Here is a 16,930-nt window from a genome sequence, read left to right as displayed (position 1 = left end):
ACCGTGAGCATCATTGCCGATCACTCAATGCTGATCCGGCCAGAACCCCTCATCCATGATCTGATCAAAAGACCAGGGGCAGGCGGCGGGGAACGTCGCACGGGCCAAGCCGGTTTCACGCTCGGCCTCAACGAGGGAGAGACGATAGGCATTGCTGATCGCCTCCCCCAGCTTGGCCTTAAGGCTGGGATTATCGGCCAGATGGTCGGCCAGACGATACCGTTGCTCCTCGACAGTCAGCCGCCAGGAATTGCCGCGCAAGGCGGGCTGGAAACGCCATTTCAGCAGGTGGAGCAGCAGCACGGCCAGACGGTTGACCAGTTCGCGCTTCTCGGTCCGGCCCATGCTCTCGATTTCCTCAGCGATATTCTCGATATCCGCCGCCGACAGCTTGCCGGCGCGCAGCAAGGCCGCCTGTTCCATGGCCCAGGCATAGAAATCCGTCTCATAGAGATTTCCAGTCATACGCTGCCTCCACACATCGACACTCGGGAGATCATACCTGATCGCTCAATGCTGATCCGGCCAGAAGCCCTCATCCATGATCTGATCAAAGGACCAGGGACATTCCGGCGGAAAGGTTTCTTCCGGCAGGCTGGTTTCATCGGCCGCCTGGATCAAGGCGGTGGTGTAGGCATCTGCCACCGCCCCCGGTACCTGGGATTTGAGGCTGGGATTGTCCTTGAGGTGGCGGAACAGGTCCAATCGCTGGATACGAATGGTGGTCCGCCAGGAATTACCCCGCCTTACCGGCTGGAACTGCCATTTCAGCAGATGCAGGAGCAGGACGGTCAGGCGGCTGATCAGTTCGCGCTTCTCTGTCCGGCCCATGCTCTCTATTTCCTCGGCAATATGCGCGATATCCGCCGCCGAAAGCTTGCCGGCGCGCAGCAGGGCCGCCTGTTCCAGGGCCCAGGCATAGAAATCCGTCTCATAGAGATTTCCGCTCATCCAGCGCCTCCACCCATCGAAACCCGGCGGATCATAGCACATTCCATGATCAACACGGTTCGCCGTGGGGATCATATATTAACGCGGTACGCGGGCGGCAATGCGCGACCAGCTTTCCAGGAAACGGTCGATTTCCTCGCCCGTGCTGTCCCAGCCCAGCGACACCCGGATGGCGCAGCCGGCCAGATCCTCCCCCAGCCCCATGGCCATCAGGACGTGGGAGGATTTCACCTTGCCGCTGGAACAGGCGGACCCCGCTGACACGGCCACCCGCGCCAGATCGAACGCCATCAACTGGCCATTGGCCGGTGCGCCGGGCAGCACGATGCAGCTGGTATTGGCCACGCGCGGCGCGCCGGCACCGGGGATCAGCGTCGGCGGGTGCCGTTCGCGTACCGCCGTTTCCAGCCGGTCGCGCAACTGGGCCAGGGCGGCATATTCATCCAGCCCTGCCAGCGCCGCCGCTGCCGCCGCGCCAAAACCGGCAATGCCGGCGACATTTTCCGTGCCCGCCCGCATCCGCCGTTCCTGCCCGCCGCCCTTCAGCAGCGGGGCCAGCGGGATGCCGGGATGGGCCACCAGCGCCCCCACCCCCTGCGGCCCACCGATCTTGTGGGCCGACAGCGTCAGCAGGTCGGCCCCCCAATCGCCCATATCCACCGGCAGCCGCCCCACCGCCTGCACCGCATCGCTGTGCAGCCAACCGCCCTGGTCATGCACCAGATTGGCCAGCTCCACCATGGGCTGCACCACCCCGGTTTCGCTGTTCACCGCCTGGATGCTGACCAGGGCCGGCGTGGGATCGGCGGCCAAAAGCCGCACCAGCGCCGCGCGGTCGATCAGCCCATCGCCATCCACCGGCACCATCACGGCACCGGGGGCCGCCTCCAGCACGGAGGCATGTTCGGTTGCCCCCACCAGAATACGGCGACCATGGGCGGCGGCCAGTGCCAGGGCCTGGTTGTTGGCCTCTGTACCGCTGCCGGTAAAGGTAATGTCGGCAGGGTTTACCCCCACCAGCCCCGCCACCTGTTCGCGCGCATCTTCCACAAAACGGCGGGCGCGGCGGCCAAAGGCATGGATGGAGGATGGGTTGCCCACATGGTCCATGGCTGCCAGCATGGCGGCGCGCGCCTGGGGGCGCAGCGGGGCGGTGGCGTTCCAATCCAGATAAAAGCCCATCATCCGGCTCTCCGGCCCCTGTTCGTCCAGTAGTAAAGAGATGTTTTACGAAGAGGCTTGAACACGAATATGTCCGCTGTGGTATAGTCCGCGCCCGTTCCGTTGCCGATATGGCACCGGCACAGCCCCCAGGGACGGCGGGGCGTGGTTTTGGCCCGTTGCCGGCATCCGGCAGCGACGGCAAAACCGGCGCACCGACGGACCTTCCGCCCAAGGGCAGTCCTATAGAATGCACCAAAGCCGGTCAAGCTGGCGGCGGGGGCGTTCGCTGGGGCGGCCCACCTTGCTGTCGTGCCTCATGCCTGACCGGGACCGGTGAAGAATGCCTGATGTGATCATGAACGGCCCCGCAGGCCGTCTGGAAGGCCGCTATTCGCATAGCAAGGTACCCAATGCGCCGGTGGCGCTGCTGTTGCACCCGCATCCGCAGCATGGCGGGACGATGAATAATCGCATCGTCTATACGATGTTCCACGCCTTCACCAAGCGCGGCTTCTCTGCCCTGCGTTTCAATTTCCGCGGCGTGGGCCGCAGCCAGGGCACTTATGACCGGGGCGAGGGCGAATTGGCCGATGCCGCCAGCGCGCTGGACTGGCTGCAGACCTATAACCCCAATGCCAGTTCCTGCTGGATCGGCGGGTTCAGCTTCGGTGCCTGGATCGGGATGCAGCTGCTGATGCGCCGGCCGGAGCTGGATGGGTTCCTGTCCGTGGCCCCGCCGGCCAACATGTTCGATTTCAGCTTCCTGGCCCCCTGCCCCGCCTCTGGCCTGATCGTGCATGGCGACCGGGATGAGCTGGTGCCGGAGGCGTCGGTGACGCGGCTGGTGAACAAGCTGTCCTCGCAAAAGGACATCAAGATCGATTACCGCCGGGTAGAAGGCGCCAACCATTTCTTCACCGAGAAATCGGAAGATCTGGGCCGGATCGTTGATGATTATTTGGATGTGGCGCTGGCCAAACCGATGGGGGCCGCGGCGGGGTAAGGGGGGCTGGGCGTTCAGACCGCTTACTCTCGCGCCCCTCTGCTTCTTAGTGTCTGTCCGGAAAGTTTTCTTTTTTCAACGTCTTACGCGATTTTAGATTTTGTCCCACCGTCACCCCGGCGAAGGCCGGGGTCCAGGTTCGTAGAGCAATGCGCCTGTGATTCTGGACCCCGGCCTTCGCCGGGGTGACGGTGAAGATACAGTAAGATTTTGATAGTGAATGAAAACCTTCCAGGCAGACTCTTAGCCGTCACCCATGCTGCGGCCGGGGTCCAGTTCGTAGAGCACTGTGCCTCTGATACAGGACCCTGGCCGCAGCATGGGTGACGGCTAAATGGCAACGTATCATCCCCCGGACCGGCCACCGCCGATCCGGGGGTTTTTCACATCAGAGCCGTTCCAGCTCGTCGATGAAGCTTTCCAGCAGGCCCAGGCCCTTGTTCCAGAAAGACGGGTCTTTCAGGTTCAGGCCGAACGGGGCCAGCAGGTCGCCATGGTGCAGGGTGCCGGCGGCGGAGAGCATCTTGATATATTTCTGCGCAAAATCCGCCCCCTGCCCCTGGGCCGCGGCCTCCTGGTAGGCCGCATACAGGCTGTTCACCAGGCAATCGCCAAAGGCATAGGCGTAGACATAGAAGGGCGAATGCACAAAATGCCCGATATAGGTCCAGTAGGGGCGATAGCTGTCTTCCCAGCGGAAGGCCGGGCCTAAGCTCTCGGTCTGCACCTCCATCCAGATATCGGCGATCCGCTCGGCGGACAGCTCGCCTTCCCGGCGTTCAGTGTGCAGCTTGCGCTCGAACTGATAGAAGGCGATCTGGCGGACCACCGTGTTGATCATATCCTCCACCTTGCCGGCCAGCAGGCGCTTGCGGGCGGCGGGGTCGCTGGTGCTGTCCAGCAGGGAGCGGAAGGTCAGCATCTCCCCGAAGACCGAGGCAGTTTCGGCCAGCGTCAGCGGCGTGGAGGCCTGCAAATGCCCCTGGGCGCGGCAGAGATACTGATGCACGCCATGGCCCAATTCATGTGCCAGCGTCATCACATCGCGCGTGCGGCCCATATAGTTCAGCAGCAGGTAAGGATGGGCGGACGGCACCACCGGATGGGCAAAGGCACCGGGATTCTTGCCGGGGCGCGGCGGCACATCGATCCAGGGATTATCGAAGAATTTCTGCCCGATTTCCGCCATTTCCGGGGAGAAGCGGCTATAGGCCTTGGCGACGATGCTCTTCGCCTCTTCCCAGCTGATCTTGGCATCATCATCGCCGGGCAGCGGCGCGTTGCGGTCCCAGTAATCCAGCTTGTCCTGGCCGAACCATTTGGCCTTCAGCGCATAGTAACGGTGGGAGAGGCGAGGATAGGCCGCACGCACCGATGACAGCAGCGCATCCACCACCGCATCTTCCACATGGTTGCCCATGTTGCGCGCCGACCAGGGCTGAGCGTAGGAGCGCCAGCGATCCTCGATCTCCTTATCCTTGATCAGCGTGTTGGTGATATGGGCGAAGATGCGCTGGTTCTTCCCCAGCACCTCGCCCAGCGCCTGCGCCGCCTCCCGCCGCAAGGCCGGATCGGTGGAGGAGAGCAGGTTGAGCGCTTCGGCCGAGGTCAGTTCCTTGTCCCGCACAGGGAAGCGCAGATCGGCCAGATGTTCATCGAACAGCCGCGTCCAGGCCGCCCGGCCCGCCACATGCTTTTCATGCAGCAGCTTTTCCACCTCATCAGAAAGCTGATGCGGGCGGAAAACGCGGGTATCCCGCAGGAAGGGGCCATAGGCGGCGAGATTCTTGTCGCGCAGCTTGGCCTGAATTTCATGCTCTTCCAGCCGGTTGATCTCCAGCGTGAAGAACAGCAGGTGGACGGAAATGGCCGTCACCCGCTCGCTCATGCCCTGGTAGAAGCGACCGATGGCCGGATCGGCCATGTTGCCGGCATAGAGCAGGCCGGCATAGGACATGATCTTGGACAACACCTCATCCAGCCGCTCATAGGCGGCAATGGCCTTGGCCAGATCGGCACCGGACAGCTTGGCCAGCTTGCCTTCATATTGCTTGGCAAAGGCAATACCGTCCTTTTCCGCCTGATCCAGATCGGCCTTCAGCGCCGGGCTGTCGGGCCCGGCATAAAGATCGGACAAGTCCCAGGCCGGCATCGGGCCCAGATCGGCGGCATTCAGGCTGTCGGGCATCGCCCCCTCCGGTTGTGCAATGGTTGCCCCCCGATATGGCACGCCAAAGCCCCGGTTTCAAAGGGGGGATGGTTACCCGATCACCACCAGCCGATCCCCCGGCCGGGCCAGCCGCAGCAGCGACAGCATGTCGGGCAGGGTCACCGCCAAACAGCCGGCCGTGCCCTCATAACCGGGACGGGCCAGATGCAGGAAGACGGCACTGCCCAGGCCCGGCACCGGCGGATCGTCATTATGACCCAGCACCACCACAATGTCGTAGACAGGCTCCGCCAGCCACATTTCCTCATGCGAGGCGGCGAAGGGCAGGGTCACCGGGCGGTTATAATCCGGGTGGGCGGGATCATCGCACCAGCCATCCTCCGGCCGGATGGCGGCGATGGGCAGGCCCGTCTGTGGCCGGGGCAGCCGGTCGGCGCGGTAGAAGACCTGACGCAGGGCGAAGGCGCCGACCGGCGTGGCCCCGTCCCCTTCCCGCTTGTCGGCGCGGATGCCATTGCGCCCCACGGCACAGCGCGCCCGCCCACCCGGCCAGAATAGCTGATAGCTGCCGTCAGGAGCCTGATCGACCAGCAGGTCCATGGTTGCCCCCGATCAGGAAGACGGCGTGGGCTGGAAGCTGGTGGGGGCGGGATCGACCAGATTGGACCCGGTGCGCGTCACCTCCATCACCGCCAGCCCGCGTTCGGACACGCCGGCCGGCAGCAGGCGGAAAATCCCTTCCACCCCGGCAAAGCCGTTGGGATTGGTCAGGGCCGCCTGATCAAAGCCATCACGCCCGCCGGCCTTGGCCAGCACGGCGGCCAGGGCCGTGGCATCATAGGCCAGCGTGGCCAGACGATGCGGCTTATAGCCGTAAAGCTGCTGGAAGCGCTGTTCGAAGGCCTGCCGACCTTCCGACGGCGGGGCGGCATACCAGCCGCCGATCAAGGCCGGCTCCCGGCCCAGCCCGCCTTCATCCCACAGGCCAGTGCCCAGCAGGCGACCCGGAGCCGGATCAATGTCGAAGAACGGGAACAGGGAGGCGATTTCCCGCAGCTTGGTGCCGCCCTCGGCAATCAGCACGGCATCGAAGGGCATTTCCCCGAACGTGTCGGCATTGGAAAGCCGGCGCAGGGCCGTCTGCGACTCCGCATCGCCGGACCCGTGTAGGCGCGACCGTTCGGAAGCCAGCGCCGCCTTGCGCCCATCATAATTGGACAGGCGGCGCACCACGCTGGTCATGTCCGGGGTGCCGGGGGCATAGCGTTCCACCCGCGTCACCTGCCCGCCCACGGCGGCGGCGGCCTCCGTCAGCGCCTTCAGCGTGGCATCGCCATAGGGGGTGGAAGGGGCCAGCAAGCCGAAGCGCAGCGCCCCCCGACCGGCCGCCATGTTGACGACGCGGCGCACCTGTTCTTGCGGCTGGAAGCCCAGCACCCAGAGGCCGCCACCGGCGACATTCCAGTCAGAGGAGAAGCTGACCACCGGCACCGGCCGGCCGGCCTGAGCCGCCACCGGCTTCACCGCACTGGCCTGGGGTGCGAACAGCGGCCCCAGAATCAGGCTGGCCCCTTCATCAATGGCGCCCTTGGCGGCGGCAGCGGCGGCGGCGGGCTCCCCCTTGCTGTCGCGCGGCATCAGCACGAATTTGTCATCACCCAGATCGAACAGGGCCATCTGGGCGGCATCCAACATGCTCTGCCCGATGGTGGCACTGGCGCCGGACAGCGGCAGCAGCAGCGCCACCCGCACCTTGTCATCCTGGGGCATGGGGGCCGCGGTGGCCACCGGCGCGGGCGGGGGCGCCACCACCACGGGGGGCGGGGCTGCGACGACCGGGGCTTGCGGTGGCGGGGGTGGGGCCGTTACCGTGCTTGGACTGGCGCATCCCGCCAGTATGCCGGCGGTCAGGGCCAGCGCCGCCAGCGTCTTTGCCATGCGGTGCCGTTTCTGCGCTGCCATCCCGAACCCCTTCCTGCTTGAAAACCACGCCATGGACGATGTCCCCGATACCGAACCGAACGACCTTGACGATACCGACGGGGAGGAATTCCCCGTGCCGGGCGAAGGTAGCGGGACCGGCCCGATCCGTAAACCGGCACCGGGCCTTTACATCGTCGCCACCCCTATCGGCAATGCCGGCGACATAACGCTGCGTGCGCTGGCACTGTTGCGCGGCGTCGATGCCATCGCCTGCGAAGATACCCGCGTCACCGGAAAGCTGATGCGCCGATATGGCATTGCCACCCGGCTTGTTCCTTATCACGACCATAATGCGGCAAAGATGCGGCCGCAGTTGCTGGGCCGCGTGGCCGAGGGGCAGGCCATCGCCCTGGTGTCGGATGCCGGCACGCCCCTGGTCAGTGATCCGGGCTTCAAGCTGGTGCGCGATGCCCGTGACCAGAACCTGCCCGTCACCCATCTGCCCGGCGCCAATGCGGCCCTGACGGCGCTGGTGCTGTCGGGCCTGCCCAGCGACCGTTTCCTGTTCGCCGGGTTCCCGCCGCCCAAATCCGCCGCCCGGCGGACCATGCTGGAAGAGTTCCGCACCCTGCAGGCGACGCTGATCTTCTACGAATCGGCGCAGCGTCTGGCGGAGATGCTGGGCGACGTCGCCGCCACCCTGGGCAGCCGCGAGGTTGCCGTGGCGCGGGAACTGACCAAGATGTTTGAGGAGGTGCGGCGCGGCCCGGTGGCCGAGCTGGCCGCCCATTACACCGAAAACGGCCCGCCCAAGGGGGAGGTTGTCGTCGTTGTCGGCCCGCCCGCCGCCGATGCCGCCGCCACCGATGCCGCCGACCTGGACAGCCTGCTGACCCAGGCCCTGTCCGGCGGGATGAGCGTGCGGGACGCCGCCGCCCATGTCGCCACCATCACCGGCCAGGCGAAAAAATCCGTCTATGCGCGGGCGCTCGAACTGGGGACGGGAGGCCGTGGGAAAAACCCGTAACCGCATCGACCGCCGGCGGGCGGAACGGCTGGGCCGGCTGGCGGAACTGGCCTGCCGGCTGGTGCTGTGGCTGAAAGGCTATCGCATCCTGGCCACCCGCCTGCGCCTGCCGGTGGGGGAGATCGATATCATCGCCGCCAAGGGCCGCGTGCTGGCGGTGGTGGAGGTGAAGGCCAGGGCCAGCCTGCCCCAGGCGCTGGCGGCCCTGCCGCAGACAAGCTGGCGCCGCCGCCATGCCGCCATCAGCCATTTCGTGGCACGGCGGCCGCATCTGGGCCATCACGCCATCCGGTTTGACCTGATGGTGGTGCTGCCCCGCCGCCTGCCCCGCCACATCAAGGATGTCTGGCGGCTGGAAAATTGACCTTTACCCGGCCATGCGCGCCGGTTCCCCCGCACGGCGGGGAAAGGTCAGGATGAAGCGCGTGCCCTGCCCCGGCTGGGATTGCAGCCGGATGCTGCCGCGCAGGGACTGGGTCACCAGATTATAGACGATATGCAGCCCCAGCCCGCTGCCCCCCTGGGCGCGGTTGGTGGTGAAGAACGGGTCGAACAGGCGGTCCTGATGTTCGGGCGGCACCCCCCTTCCATCATCGGCAAAGACCAGCTCCACCAGATCATCGCCCGCCATGCGGACATGGATGCTGATATTGCCGGCCCTCCCGTCGGGGAAGGCATGGATCAGGGCATTGATCAGCAGATTGGTAAGGATTTGTGACAGCGCACCGGGATAGCTGTCCATCATCAGGCCCGGTGGGCAGCCCACGCTGATCTGGTGCGGCTCCTGGCGCAGGCGCGGCGCCAGGCTCAGCAAAAGTTCCTCGATATAGGCACCCAGCTCGAACGGCCGGCGTTCGGCACTGGCCTGATCCACCGCCACCTGCTTGAAACTCTGCACCAGCCCGGCCGCGCGGGCGACGTTGGACAGAATCAGGGTTGCCGTTTCCCGCAGGGTCTGCTGGTAATCGGCCAGCTGGCTGCGGGTCAGCCGATTGCCCGCCACCGCCTGATCCAGCCCATCCACACAATCGCGCAGATGGGTGCTGGCGGTGACGGCAATGCCCATCGGCGTGTTCAGCTCATGCGCCACGCCGGCCACCAGCCCGCCCAGGCTGGCCATCTTTTCCGCCTGCACCAGACTGTCCTTGGTTTCGATCAGCTGACGCTGCGCCTCCTCCAGCTCCTCCACCTTGCTGGCCAGCTGGTCACGCTGCAGGGCGATGATGGTTTCCCGGTGCAGCAGCTCGATATTGGCTTCCTCCAGCCGCCGCCGCTCCGCCTCCTGCTCCCGGCGGCGATGGAACTCCGACCGGCGCAGCGTGGCCAGCTGATAAGCGGTGACAGCGCCGAAAATATTGGCCAGGGTCTGCATCACCATGGCCGTCTTGATCTGCGAGGTGGTGGCCCCGCTGTACGGCATGACCAGCCAGAGATAGACGGCACTGGCCGCCACCCCCCAGCCCACCATCCAGAGCCAGCGCGTGGGCAGGAACAGGTAATTCATCAGCACCACGATCATGATGAAGAAACTGACCGTGAAACCGACATCCTGCCGTTCCACCCAGAGCGCGACCATCGCGGTCATCACCCAGATATAGGAGAGCAGGAACAAGGTAGCCGCATGGCGCAGGCCATAGGTGGCATTGCGCACCGGGATCAGCATCACCGCCAGGATCGTGACATAGACCCCCAGCCGGAGCGGCAGGAACAGGTTGAAAATGGTTTCCCGCGGCAGATAGACGAAATCCAGCGCCAGCGGCATCAGATAGAAGAACATCAGGGCCAGCAGGTTCATGCGCAAGGTGCGCACCTCCTGCCCCATGATCGACTGGCGGAAATCACGCTCCAGGGCGTGGTCCGCGAATGTGCCCCATTTCTGCATCGCGCCCGGAACCTCGCCTCGGATGAGGGCCAGTTGTTCCCGGCCCTTTGCCCGGCCGCCGCGCGGCCCTTGCCAATTTAAACGCAGCGGCTGGCGGCGGCAATAGAAGGCGCAACCTCTGCCAGCAGCAGAAGCAGGTCTATCAACCTGTTACATCTTCAACCGGGGTTGTTGCATCACCCGCCACGGCGCGCGGCAATATCAGGGTGAAGCAGGTGCCCTCCCCCAGGGTGGAGCAGACGCGGATGCTGCCCCCCAGCGTCTGGGTCACCAGATTATAGACAATGTGCAGCCCCAGCCCGCTGCCGCCCTGGGCGCGATTGGTGGTAAAGAACGGGTCGAACAACCGGTCCAGATGCTGGGGCGGCACCCCTTTGCCATTATCGGCAAAGATCAGTTCCAGCTGATTGCCCGGCAGCGGCCGGGCCTGGATGCTGATCAGCCCGACCCGTCCCCCCGGAAAGGCGTGGACCAGCGCATTCAGCAGCAGGTTCGTCAGCACCTGTGACAGGGCACCGGGATAGCTGTCCATCACCAGCCCCGGATCGCAATCCACCAGCAGTTCATGCGGTTCCTTGCGCAGGCGCGGGGCCAGACTGTGCAGAACCTCATCAATATAGGGGCCGAGCGGGAAGAGGCGGCGTTCGGCACTGGCCTGATCCACCGCCACCTGTTTGAAGCTCTGCACCAGCCCGGCGGCCCGGCTGACATTGGACAGGATCAGGTTGGTGCTGTCGCGCAAGGTCTCCTGATATTCGCTCAGCCGGCTGCGGGTCAGCCGTCCTTCCGCCACCGCCTGATCCAGCCCCTGCAGGCTGTCGCGCAGATGGGTACCGGCGGTCAGGGCGATGCCCATCGGCGTATTCAGCTCATGCGCCACCCCGGCCACCAGCCCGCCCAGGCTGGCCATCTTTTCCGCTTGCACCAGACTGTCCTTGGTTTCGATCAGCTGGCGGTGCGCCTCCCCCAGCTCCACCACCTGGGCCGCCAGCTGGTCGCGCTGATCGGCGATGATGGCTTCCCGCCGGCGCAGCTCCTCATTGGCCTCTTCCAGCTGGCGGTGGCGCAGAAACTCCGCCCGGCGGACGGTGGCCAGCTGATACGCGGTGAAGGCGCCGAAAATATTGGCCAGGACATGCATGACCACAGCCGTTTGAATCTGGAACGGCGTCGCCCCGGATTGCGGCATGATCAGCACGACATAAATAAAACTCGCTGCCACCCCCCAGGCCAGCATCCAGGTCCAGCGTGTGGGCAGGAACAGATAGTTCATCAGCACCACGACGGAGATGAAGAAGCCGACCGTGACGCCAACCCCCATCACATCCACCCATAAGGGCGGGGTGGCCGTCAGCAACCAGATATAAGAAAGCGCCACCATGATGCAGACATGCCGCAGCGTATAGGTGGAGGGCCGCACCGGCAGCAGCAGGATGAAGATAAGAAAGGGGAAGAGGGCCAGCCGCAGCGGCAGATAGACGCCCAGCACCATGCCCTGGGGCATGTAATAAAAATCCAGCGTCATCGGCAGCAGGCGCAGCACCATCAGCGCAATCAGATTGATGCGCAGGCCCCGCACCTCGCGGGCCATAACGGAGAGGCGGAAATCCCGCTCCATCGCGGGGTCGACAAAGCGCCCCCATCTCTGCGTCGACACCGGCGCCCACCCCCCAGACCTAAGCTGCCTTTATTCTATGCAAAGATGGCGGGCACGGCAATGGTATCACAACCACTGACAGTGCCCGCCATCGTTACAACAACCAAGGTCAATAGGCGTACGCGTCGTACAGCGGATCAACGGAATGCGCCCATTCCGTCTCATACCGTTCCAACAACTCTCTCGCCAGGGTGCGGCCGGTTTCGGCGATGGCGACCAGCGGTTCGATGAAATGGCTTTCATCATCACCCATGCCGGCGGTACGGGCGCGGTTGCGCAGGCCTTCCCGCGCGATCTCCACCACCTGCCGGGCGATGGGCTGCAGCGTGCCGCCCTGGAAGGGGGTATCCAGGCCCAGGCGCGGCACGTCGCGGCGCAGACCCGCACGGTCTTCGCTGCTCCACCCCTTCACCAGATCCCAGGCGGCATCCAGCGCGGTGCTGTCATACAGCAAGCCCACCCACAGCGCCGGCAGGGCACAGAGCCGGCCCCAGGGGCCGGCATCGGCCCCGCGCATTTCCAGATATTTCTTCAGCCGCACTTCCGGGAACATGGTCGTCATATGGTCCGACCAGTCCGTCATCAGCGGCAATTCGCCCGGCAGAATCGACAGGCGCCCCTCCAGGAAATCGCGGAAGGACAGGCCGGACGCATCCAGATAGCGCCCGTCGCGGTAGGCGAAATACATCGGCACATCCAGCGCATAATCCACATAGCGCTCGAACCCGAATCCATCCTCGAACACGAAAGGCAGGTCGCCGGTGCGGTCGGGGTCGGTATCGGTCCAGATATGCGAACGGAAGGACTGGAAGCCGTTGGGCTTGCCCTCCGTGAAGGGGCTGGCGGCGAACAGGGCGGTGGCGATGGGCTGCAACGCCAGCGAGACCCGGAACTTCTTCACCATGTCCGCTTCGGAGGCGAAATCCAGGTTCACCTGCACCGTGCAGGTGCGGGTCATCATGTCCAGGCCCAGGCCGCCGCGCTTGGGCATATATTCGCGCATGATCTTGTAGCGACCCTTGGGCATCCAGGGGATGTCAGCCCGCTTCCATTTCGGGTTGAAGCCCAGCCCCAGCATCCCAAAACCCAGATCGCGCCCGATGGCGCGTACCTCGGCCAGATGCTGGCCCACCTCGGCACAGGTTTCATGGATGGTGTGCAGCGGGGCGCCCGACAGTTCGAACTGTCCGCCCGGTTCCAGGCTGATATTGGCCATGCCCTTGGTCAGCGCGATGGTGTTCTCCCCCTCGCGCACCGGTTCCCAGCCGAATCGGCGCTCAAACTCGCCCAGAATGGCGCCGATACCGCCCGGCCCGGCATAGGGGACGGGGGACTTGTCATCCAGCCGGAAGACAAATTTCTCATGCTCCGTCCCGATGCGCCAATCGGCCACCGGTTTACAGCCACTTTCCAGATATTCGACCAGTTGCCGGCGGTCGGTGATGGGCGCGCCGCGTGAAGACGGGGGTGCGGACATGAATGAATATCCTTAAGGGCAAAGACGAAGACCAGAAACAACGCCACGGACAGAGGCTGGGAAACCCCTGCAGAAAACTCAAGCCCGGTTGGGCGGGCGGGCATCCTGTCCGCCCTGCTGCCAGTCACCGGCCACCGCCTGCCAGGCGGAAAGCACGGCAAAGGCCGCCGTATCGGCGCGCAGAATACGCGGACCCAGGCCGATCGGCACCACAAAAGCCATGCGGTACAGCAGCGCCAGTTCCGTCGGATCGAAGCCCCCCTCCGGTCCCACCAGGAATGCGGCGGGCAGGGTGGCCTGCGCTGTGATGGCGGTCACCAGCGGTTGCGCCACCCCGCTTTCCGCCGCCAGATAGAGGCGGCGGCCTTCGTCCCAGCCGGACAGCAGCTTGGCCAGTTCCACCGGCTCCGCCACATCGGGCACGGTCAACCGCTCGCATTGTTCGGCGGCTTCCACCGCGTTGGCGCGCAACCGTTCCAGGTTGACGCGCCCCACATCGCCCCGGCGGGTGAAGACGGGGATCAGCCGGGACACGCCCAGCTCCACCGCCTTTTCCACCACATATTCGGTGCGCCCGCCCTTCAGCGGCGCAAAGGCCAGCCAGGGGCCGGCGGCGGGATCGGCCGGCGCCGGCCTTGTCTGGCGTTCCACCGCCAGGGTGCCGGCGGATTTGCCCAGCGTGTCGATACGGGCCAGGAATTCCCCGTCCCGCCCGTTGAAGGCCAACACCCCATCCCCCGGCCCCTGGCGCAGCACCGCGCGCAGATAATGCGCCCGCCCGCCATCCAGCGGGGCCGATGCGCCAGCCGACAGCGGCGCATCGATGAACAGGCGGGTACGGGGCAGCGGCTGATCCTGGGTCATGGGCACCGGGCAGGTGGGGAAATCCGGCTGACAGAGATAGACCGTCAGCCCTCAGCACACCAGTCCCGGCGGCAAATGTCACCAATTCGGTTAACGCCGGTTCCGGCAAACGGTTGCACCTTTGCCTATGGGGCGCATCGGGGGTAGGATGCGCGCCATCATGACCGATATTCCGCGTCAGGCCGGTGGCCATACCGATATTCGCAGGGGGGACTGGATCGACCGGCTGTTGCCGGCCGGCTGGCGCCCCTATGCGCGGCTGGCCCGGCTGGACCGGCCCATCGGCACCTGGCTGCTGCTGCTGCCCTGCTGGTGGTCCATCGCCCTGGCCGCCCCCGCTGGTTCCTGGCCGGATTTCTGGTTGATGGCCCTGTTCGGTATCGGTGCCGTGGTGATGCGCGGGGCCGGCTGCACCATCAATGATATCATCGACCATAAGCTGGATGCCCAGGTGGAGCGCACCCGCGTGCGCCCCATCCCCAGCGGGCAGGTCAGCCTGTTGCAAGCCTTCCTGTTCTTGGGCGCGCAATGCCTGGTCGGGCTGCTGATCCTGGTGCAACTGAACCTGTTCTCCATCCTGCTGGGGGCCGCCTCGCTGATCCTGGTCGGCCTCTACCCGTTGATGAAGCGGGTGACATGGTGGCCGCAGGCGTTCCTGGGCCTGACCTTCAACTGGGGCGCCCTGCTGGGCTGGGCTGCCGTGCGGGGCAGCATCGATTGGCCGGCCCTGCTGCTCTATGCCGGGGGCATCCTCTGGACGCTGGGCTATGACACGGTTTATGCCCATCAGGACCGGCGGGATGATGAACAGGTCGGCATCAAATCCACCGCCCGCCTGTTCGCCGCCGATTCGCGGCGCTGGGTGGGGGGTTTCTATGCTGGGGCCTTTTGCCTGTGGGTGCTGGCGCTGACGCCGCTGACCATGGGCTGGACCGTGCTGGTGCCACTGGCCGCCACGGCCGGGCTGATGCTGGTGCAGGTGCGTGGGTGGGAGATGGATGACCCGGCGGACAGCCTGTCCACCTTCCGCGCTGCCCGTTTCACCGGCTGGACCCTGCTGATTGCCATCATGGCCGGTATCGCCGCCATGCCGCCCGGCAGCCATGGCGGTGGCGGCAGTGGCGGGATACAGTTCAACAGCCTGCCCAAGCCCCAGATGCAGCACCAGATGCTGAGATTGGCCGATTTTGCGCCCGATAACCGCCGCTGAGCGTACTGATTTCATCCGTTCCCATACGGCCCTGGCCCCTGTCGGCCCTCTACTCCCCGATATCAGCCTGTATCAGGCGACCGAGATCACCCCCATCTGGCAGGCCACGGAAGATTGGCTGGAACGCCAGGGCGTGCCCCCGCCCTTCTGGGCCTTTCCCTGGGCCGGCGGGCAGGCGGTGGCCCGATTGATCCTGGACCAGCCCGATCTGGTGGCCGGTCGCCATGTGCTGGATTTCGCCGCCGGCAGCGGCCTGATCGCCATCGCCGCCCTGCAGGCGGGTGCCGCCGCCGTCCGCGCGGTGGAGATCGACCCGTTCGCCGTGGAAGCGACATATCTGAACGCGGCCGCCAATGGCGTGACGGTGACGGCGGATGTCGCCAACATTATCGGCCAGGATCTGCCCGGCATCGATATCGTGCTGGCCGGCGATATCTGTTACGAGCGCCCTTTTGCCGAAGCAGCACTTGGCTGGCTGCGCCGGCTGGCCGCCGGCGGCACCCTGGTGCTGCTGGGCGATCCGGGCCGGGCCTATCTGCCGGCCCAGGGGCTGGAAAAGATGGCCAGCTACGCCGTGCCGACGACGCGGGAGCTGGAGGACCGGGAGGTCCGCGTCACCGATGTCTGGCGGGTGCCGGGCTGACAGGGATTGCGGCAGGCAAGGCCGGGGCGGTAAAAGCCAGAGAGCACCACCCCCAAACGGACCTGCCGCCGATGTCCTTCCTGACCCAAGCCCAGATCGATGCCTATCACCGCGATGGTTTCCTGCTGCTGGAAGGCTTTGCCGATCCGGCAGATTGCCGGTCGCTGATGGATCAGGCGGGGCGGCTGGTGGAGGGGTTCGACGCGGCGGCCCATGCCTCGGTCTTCTCCACCGTCAACCAGCAGAAGACCAGCGACGATTATTTCCTCTCCTCCGGCGATCAGATCCGCTTCTTCTTTGAGGAGGAGGCGTTTGACGCGGCCGGGCATCTGCGCCAGGAAAAATCCCTGTCGATCAACAAGATCGGCCATGCCCTGCATGACCGCGACCCGGTGTTCAGCCAGTTTTCCCGCGACCCGCGTCTGGCTTCCATTACAGCCGATATCGGCATGGCAAGGCCGCTGTTGATGCAGTCCATGTATATTTTCAAACAGCCCCATATCGGTGGGGAGGTGGTGTGCCACCAGGACAGCACCTTCCTTTATACCGAACCGATGAGCGTGGTGGGCCTGTGGTTCGCGGTGCAGGATGCCACGCTGGAAAATGGCTGCATGTGGGCACTGCCCGGCGGGCACCGGGACGGGCTGAAGAAGCGTTTCTCCCGCGATGGCCAGGGTGGCGTGCGCATGGATGTGCTGGATGCCAGCCCCTGGCCCGACTGCACGCCGGACAATGGCTATGTGCCGCTGCCAGCCAAACAGGGCACACTGATCCTGCTGCATGGGTTGCTGCCGCATCTGTCCGGCCCCAACCGCTCCCCCCACTCCCGCCATGCTTATACGATCCATGTCGTGGATGGGGCCTGCGACTACCCGGCCAGCAACTGGCTGCAGCGGTCGGCGGATGATCCGGCGCGGGGCTTTGCTGGCTGATTTTCCGGTTGAATTACCTCTTTGGTG

General features: G+C 65.3%; 16 protein-coding genes. 6 read left to right on the top strand and 10 right to left on the bottom strand.

Annotation, left to right across the window (positions count from 1 at the left end; genetic code table 11):
• Positions 1 to 24: 24 nt before the first annotated feature.
• The 3 genes from PCJ49_RS11280 to PCJ49_RS11270 form a co-directional block, all read right to left on the bottom strand.
• Positions 25 to 465, bottom strand: coding sequence for a DUF29 domain-containing protein (locus PCJ49_RS11280; protein WP_269911017.1), 441 nt, complete (start codon positions 463 to 465; stop codon positions 25 to 27).
• Positions 466 to 510: 45 nt separating this feature from the next.
• On the bottom strand, positions 511 to 951 hold the full coding sequence (locus PCJ49_RS11275) for a DUF29 domain-containing protein (protein ID WP_269911016.1): 441 nt from the start codon (positions 949 to 951) through the stop codon (positions 511 to 513).
• Between the two features lie 78 nt (positions 952 to 1,029).
• Positions 1,030 to 2,136, bottom strand: a complete 1,107-nt coding sequence (locus PCJ49_RS11270; RefSeq protein WP_269911015.1) for a cysteine desulfurase family protein — start codon at positions 2,134 to 2,136, stop codon at positions 1,030 to 1,032.
• A gap of 319 nt (positions 2,137 to 2,455) precedes the next feature.
• Here PCJ49_RS11270 and PCJ49_RS11265 point away from each other — a divergent pair, with 319 nt between their 5' ends.
• Positions 2,456 to 3,118, top strand: a complete 663-nt coding sequence (locus tag PCJ49_RS11265; protein WP_089287637.1) for an alpha/beta hydrolase — start codon at positions 2,456 to 2,458, stop codon at positions 3,116 to 3,118.
• A 388-nt stretch (positions 3,119 to 3,506) separates the two neighbouring features.
• Here PCJ49_RS11265 and PCJ49_RS11260 read toward each other — a convergent pair whose 3' ends face one another.
• From PCJ49_RS11260 to PCJ49_RS11250, 3 genes are all read right to left on the bottom strand, one after another.
• Positions 3,507 to 5,306 (bottom strand): M3 family oligoendopeptidase, encoded by a 1,800-nt coding sequence (locus tag PCJ49_RS11260; protein WP_269911014.1) that lies wholly within the window; start codon positions 5,304 to 5,306, stop codon positions 3,507 to 3,509.
• A gap of 72 nt (positions 5,307 to 5,378) precedes the next feature.
• The gene (locus tag PCJ49_RS11255; protein ID WP_269911013.1) at positions 5,379 to 5,888 is read right to left on the bottom strand and encodes a L,D-transpeptidase family protein; all 510 of its coding nucleotides are present in this window, start codon (positions 5,886 to 5,888) and stop codon (positions 5,379 to 5,381) included.
• 12 nt (positions 5,889 to 5,900) lie between these two features.
• The gene (locus tag PCJ49_RS11250; RefSeq protein WP_269911012.1) at positions 5,901 to 7,250 is read right to left on the bottom strand and encodes a penicillin-binding protein activator; all 1,350 of its coding nucleotides are present in this window, start codon (positions 7,248 to 7,250) and stop codon (positions 5,901 to 5,903) included.
• Positions 7,251 to 7,281: 31 nt separating this feature from the next.
• On the opposite strand from PCJ49_RS11250, the gene rsmI reads away from it, so the two are divergent.
• On the top strand, positions 7,282 to 8,238 hold the full coding sequence (gene rsmI, locus PCJ49_RS11245; protein ID WP_269911011.1) for a 16S rRNA (cytidine(1402)-2'-O)-methyltransferase: 957 nt from the start codon (positions 7,282 to 7,284) through the stop codon (positions 8,236 to 8,238).
• Entirely contained in the window at positions 8,222 to 8,602 is a 381-nt protein-coding gene (locus tag PCJ49_RS11240; RefSeq protein ID WP_089287641.1) for a YraN family protein, read from the top strand. The genes rsmI and PCJ49_RS11240 overlap by 17 nt, the downstream gene beginning before the upstream one ends.
• 3 nt (positions 8,603 to 8,605) lie before the next feature.
• Here the strand turns inward: PCJ49_RS11240 and PCJ49_RS11235 are convergent, their stop codons facing one another.
• The 4 genes from PCJ49_RS11235 to PCJ49_RS11220 form a co-directional block, all read right to left on the bottom strand.
• Complete coding sequence (locus tag PCJ49_RS11235) at positions 8,606 to 10,120, bottom strand: HAMP domain-containing sensor histidine kinase (RefSeq protein WP_269911010.1); 1,515 nt, start codon at positions 10,118 to 10,120, stop codon at positions 8,606 to 8,608.
• 142 nt (positions 10,121 to 10,262) lie between these two features.
• The gene (locus PCJ49_RS24765; RefSeq protein ID WP_269911009.1) at positions 10,263 to 11,777 is read right to left on the bottom strand and encodes an ATP-binding protein; all 1,515 of its coding nucleotides are present in this window, start codon (positions 11,775 to 11,777) and stop codon (positions 10,263 to 10,265) included.
• 109 nt (positions 11,778 to 11,886) lie between these two features.
• Positions 11,887 to 13,254: a glutamate--cysteine ligase gene (locus PCJ49_RS11225; protein ID WP_269911008.1), complete on the bottom strand. Its 1,368-nt coding sequence runs from the start codon at positions 13,252 to 13,254 to the stop codon at positions 11,887 to 11,889.
• Between the two features lie 78 nt (positions 13,255 to 13,332).
• A complete protein-coding gene (locus tag PCJ49_RS11220) occupies positions 13,333 to 14,118 on the bottom strand; it encodes a 16S rRNA (uracil(1498)-N(3))-methyltransferase (RefSeq protein WP_269911007.1) in 786 nt (261 codons plus the stop codon).
• Between the two features lie 160 nt (positions 14,119 to 14,278).
• On the opposite strand from PCJ49_RS11220, the gene ubiA reads away from it, so the two are divergent.
• The 3 genes from ubiA (at position 14,279) to PCJ49_RS11205 (ending at position 16,903) form a co-directional block, all read left to right on the top strand.
• Entirely contained in the window at positions 14,279 to 15,328 is a 1,050-nt protein-coding gene (ubiA, locus tag PCJ49_RS11215; RefSeq protein WP_269911006.1) for a 4-hydroxybenzoate octaprenyltransferase, read from the top strand.
• Positions 15,315 to 15,971: a 50S ribosomal protein L11 methyltransferase gene (locus tag PCJ49_RS11210; RefSeq protein ID WP_089287761.1), complete on the top strand. Its 657-nt coding sequence runs from the start codon at positions 15,315 to 15,317 to the stop codon at positions 15,969 to 15,971. The genes ubiA and PCJ49_RS11210 overlap by 14 nt, the downstream gene beginning before the upstream one ends.
• Before the next feature lie 71 nt (positions 15,972 to 16,042).
• Entirely contained in the window at positions 16,043 to 16,903 is an 861-nt protein-coding gene (locus PCJ49_RS11205; RefSeq protein ID WP_269911005.1) for a phytanoyl-CoA dioxygenase family protein, read from the top strand.
• Positions 16,904 to 16,930: the final 27 nt, after the last annotated feature.

The organism is Niveispirillum sp. BGYR6 (genome assembly GCF_027568365.1).
Lineage (GTDB): Bacteria > Pseudomonadota > Alphaproteobacteria > Azospirillales > Azospirillaceae > Niveispirillum.
The sequence above is the reverse complement of the archived record's forward strand: the minus strand, read 5'-3'. Positions and strand labels throughout refer to the sequence as shown.

Excerpts from the sequence above, each read along its gene's own strand:
- PCJ49_RS11220 (WP_269911007.1), bottom strand. The coding sequence starts at position 14,118 with ATGACCCAGGATCAGCCGCTGCCCCGTACCCGCCTGTTCATCGATGCG.
- rsmI (WP_269911011.1), top strand. The coding sequence starts at position 7,282 with ATGGACGATGTCCCCGATACCGAACCGAACGACCTTGACGATACCGAC.
- PCJ49_RS11280 (WP_269911017.1), bottom strand. The coding sequence starts at position 465 with ATGACTGGAAATCTCTATGAGACGGATTTCTATGCCTGGGCCATGGAA.
- PCJ49_RS11275 (WP_269911016.1), bottom strand. The coding sequence starts at position 951 with ATGAGCGGAAATCTCTATGAGACGGATTTCTATGCCTGGGCCCTGGAA.
- PCJ49_RS11265 (WP_089287637.1), top strand. The coding sequence starts at position 2,456 with ATGCCTGATGTGATCATGAACGGCCCCGCAGGCCGTCTGGAAGGCCGC.
- PCJ49_RS11205 (WP_269911005.1), top strand. The coding sequence starts at position 16,043 with ATGTCCTTCCTGACCCAAGCCCAGATCGATGCCTATCACCGCGATGGT.
- PCJ49_RS11260 (WP_269911014.1), bottom strand. The coding sequence starts at position 5,306 with ATGCCCGACAGCCTGAATGCCGCCGATCTGGGCCCGATGCCGGCCTGG.
- PCJ49_RS11255 (WP_269911013.1), bottom strand. The coding sequence starts at position 5,888 with ATGGACCTGCTGGTCGATCAGGCTCCTGACGGCAGCTATCAGCTATTC.
- PCJ49_RS11250 (WP_269911012.1), bottom strand. The coding sequence starts at position 7,250 with ATGGCAGCGCAGAAACGGCACCGCATGGCAAAGACGCTGGCGGCGCTG.
- PCJ49_RS11235 (WP_269911010.1), bottom strand. The coding sequence starts at position 10,120 with ATGCAGAAATGGGGCACATTCGCGGACCACGCCCTGGAGCGTGATTTC.
- PCJ49_RS11225 (WP_269911008.1), bottom strand. The coding sequence starts at position 13,254 with ATGTCCGCACCCCCGTCTTCACGCGGCGCGCCCATCACCGACCGCCGG.
- PCJ49_RS11270 (WP_269911015.1), bottom strand. The coding sequence starts at position 2,136 with ATGATGGGCTTTTATCTGGATTGGAACGCCACCGCCCCGCTGCGCCCC.
- ubiA (WP_269911006.1), top strand. The coding sequence starts at position 14,279 with ATGACCGATATTCCGCGTCAGGCCGGTGGCCATACCGATATTCGCAGG.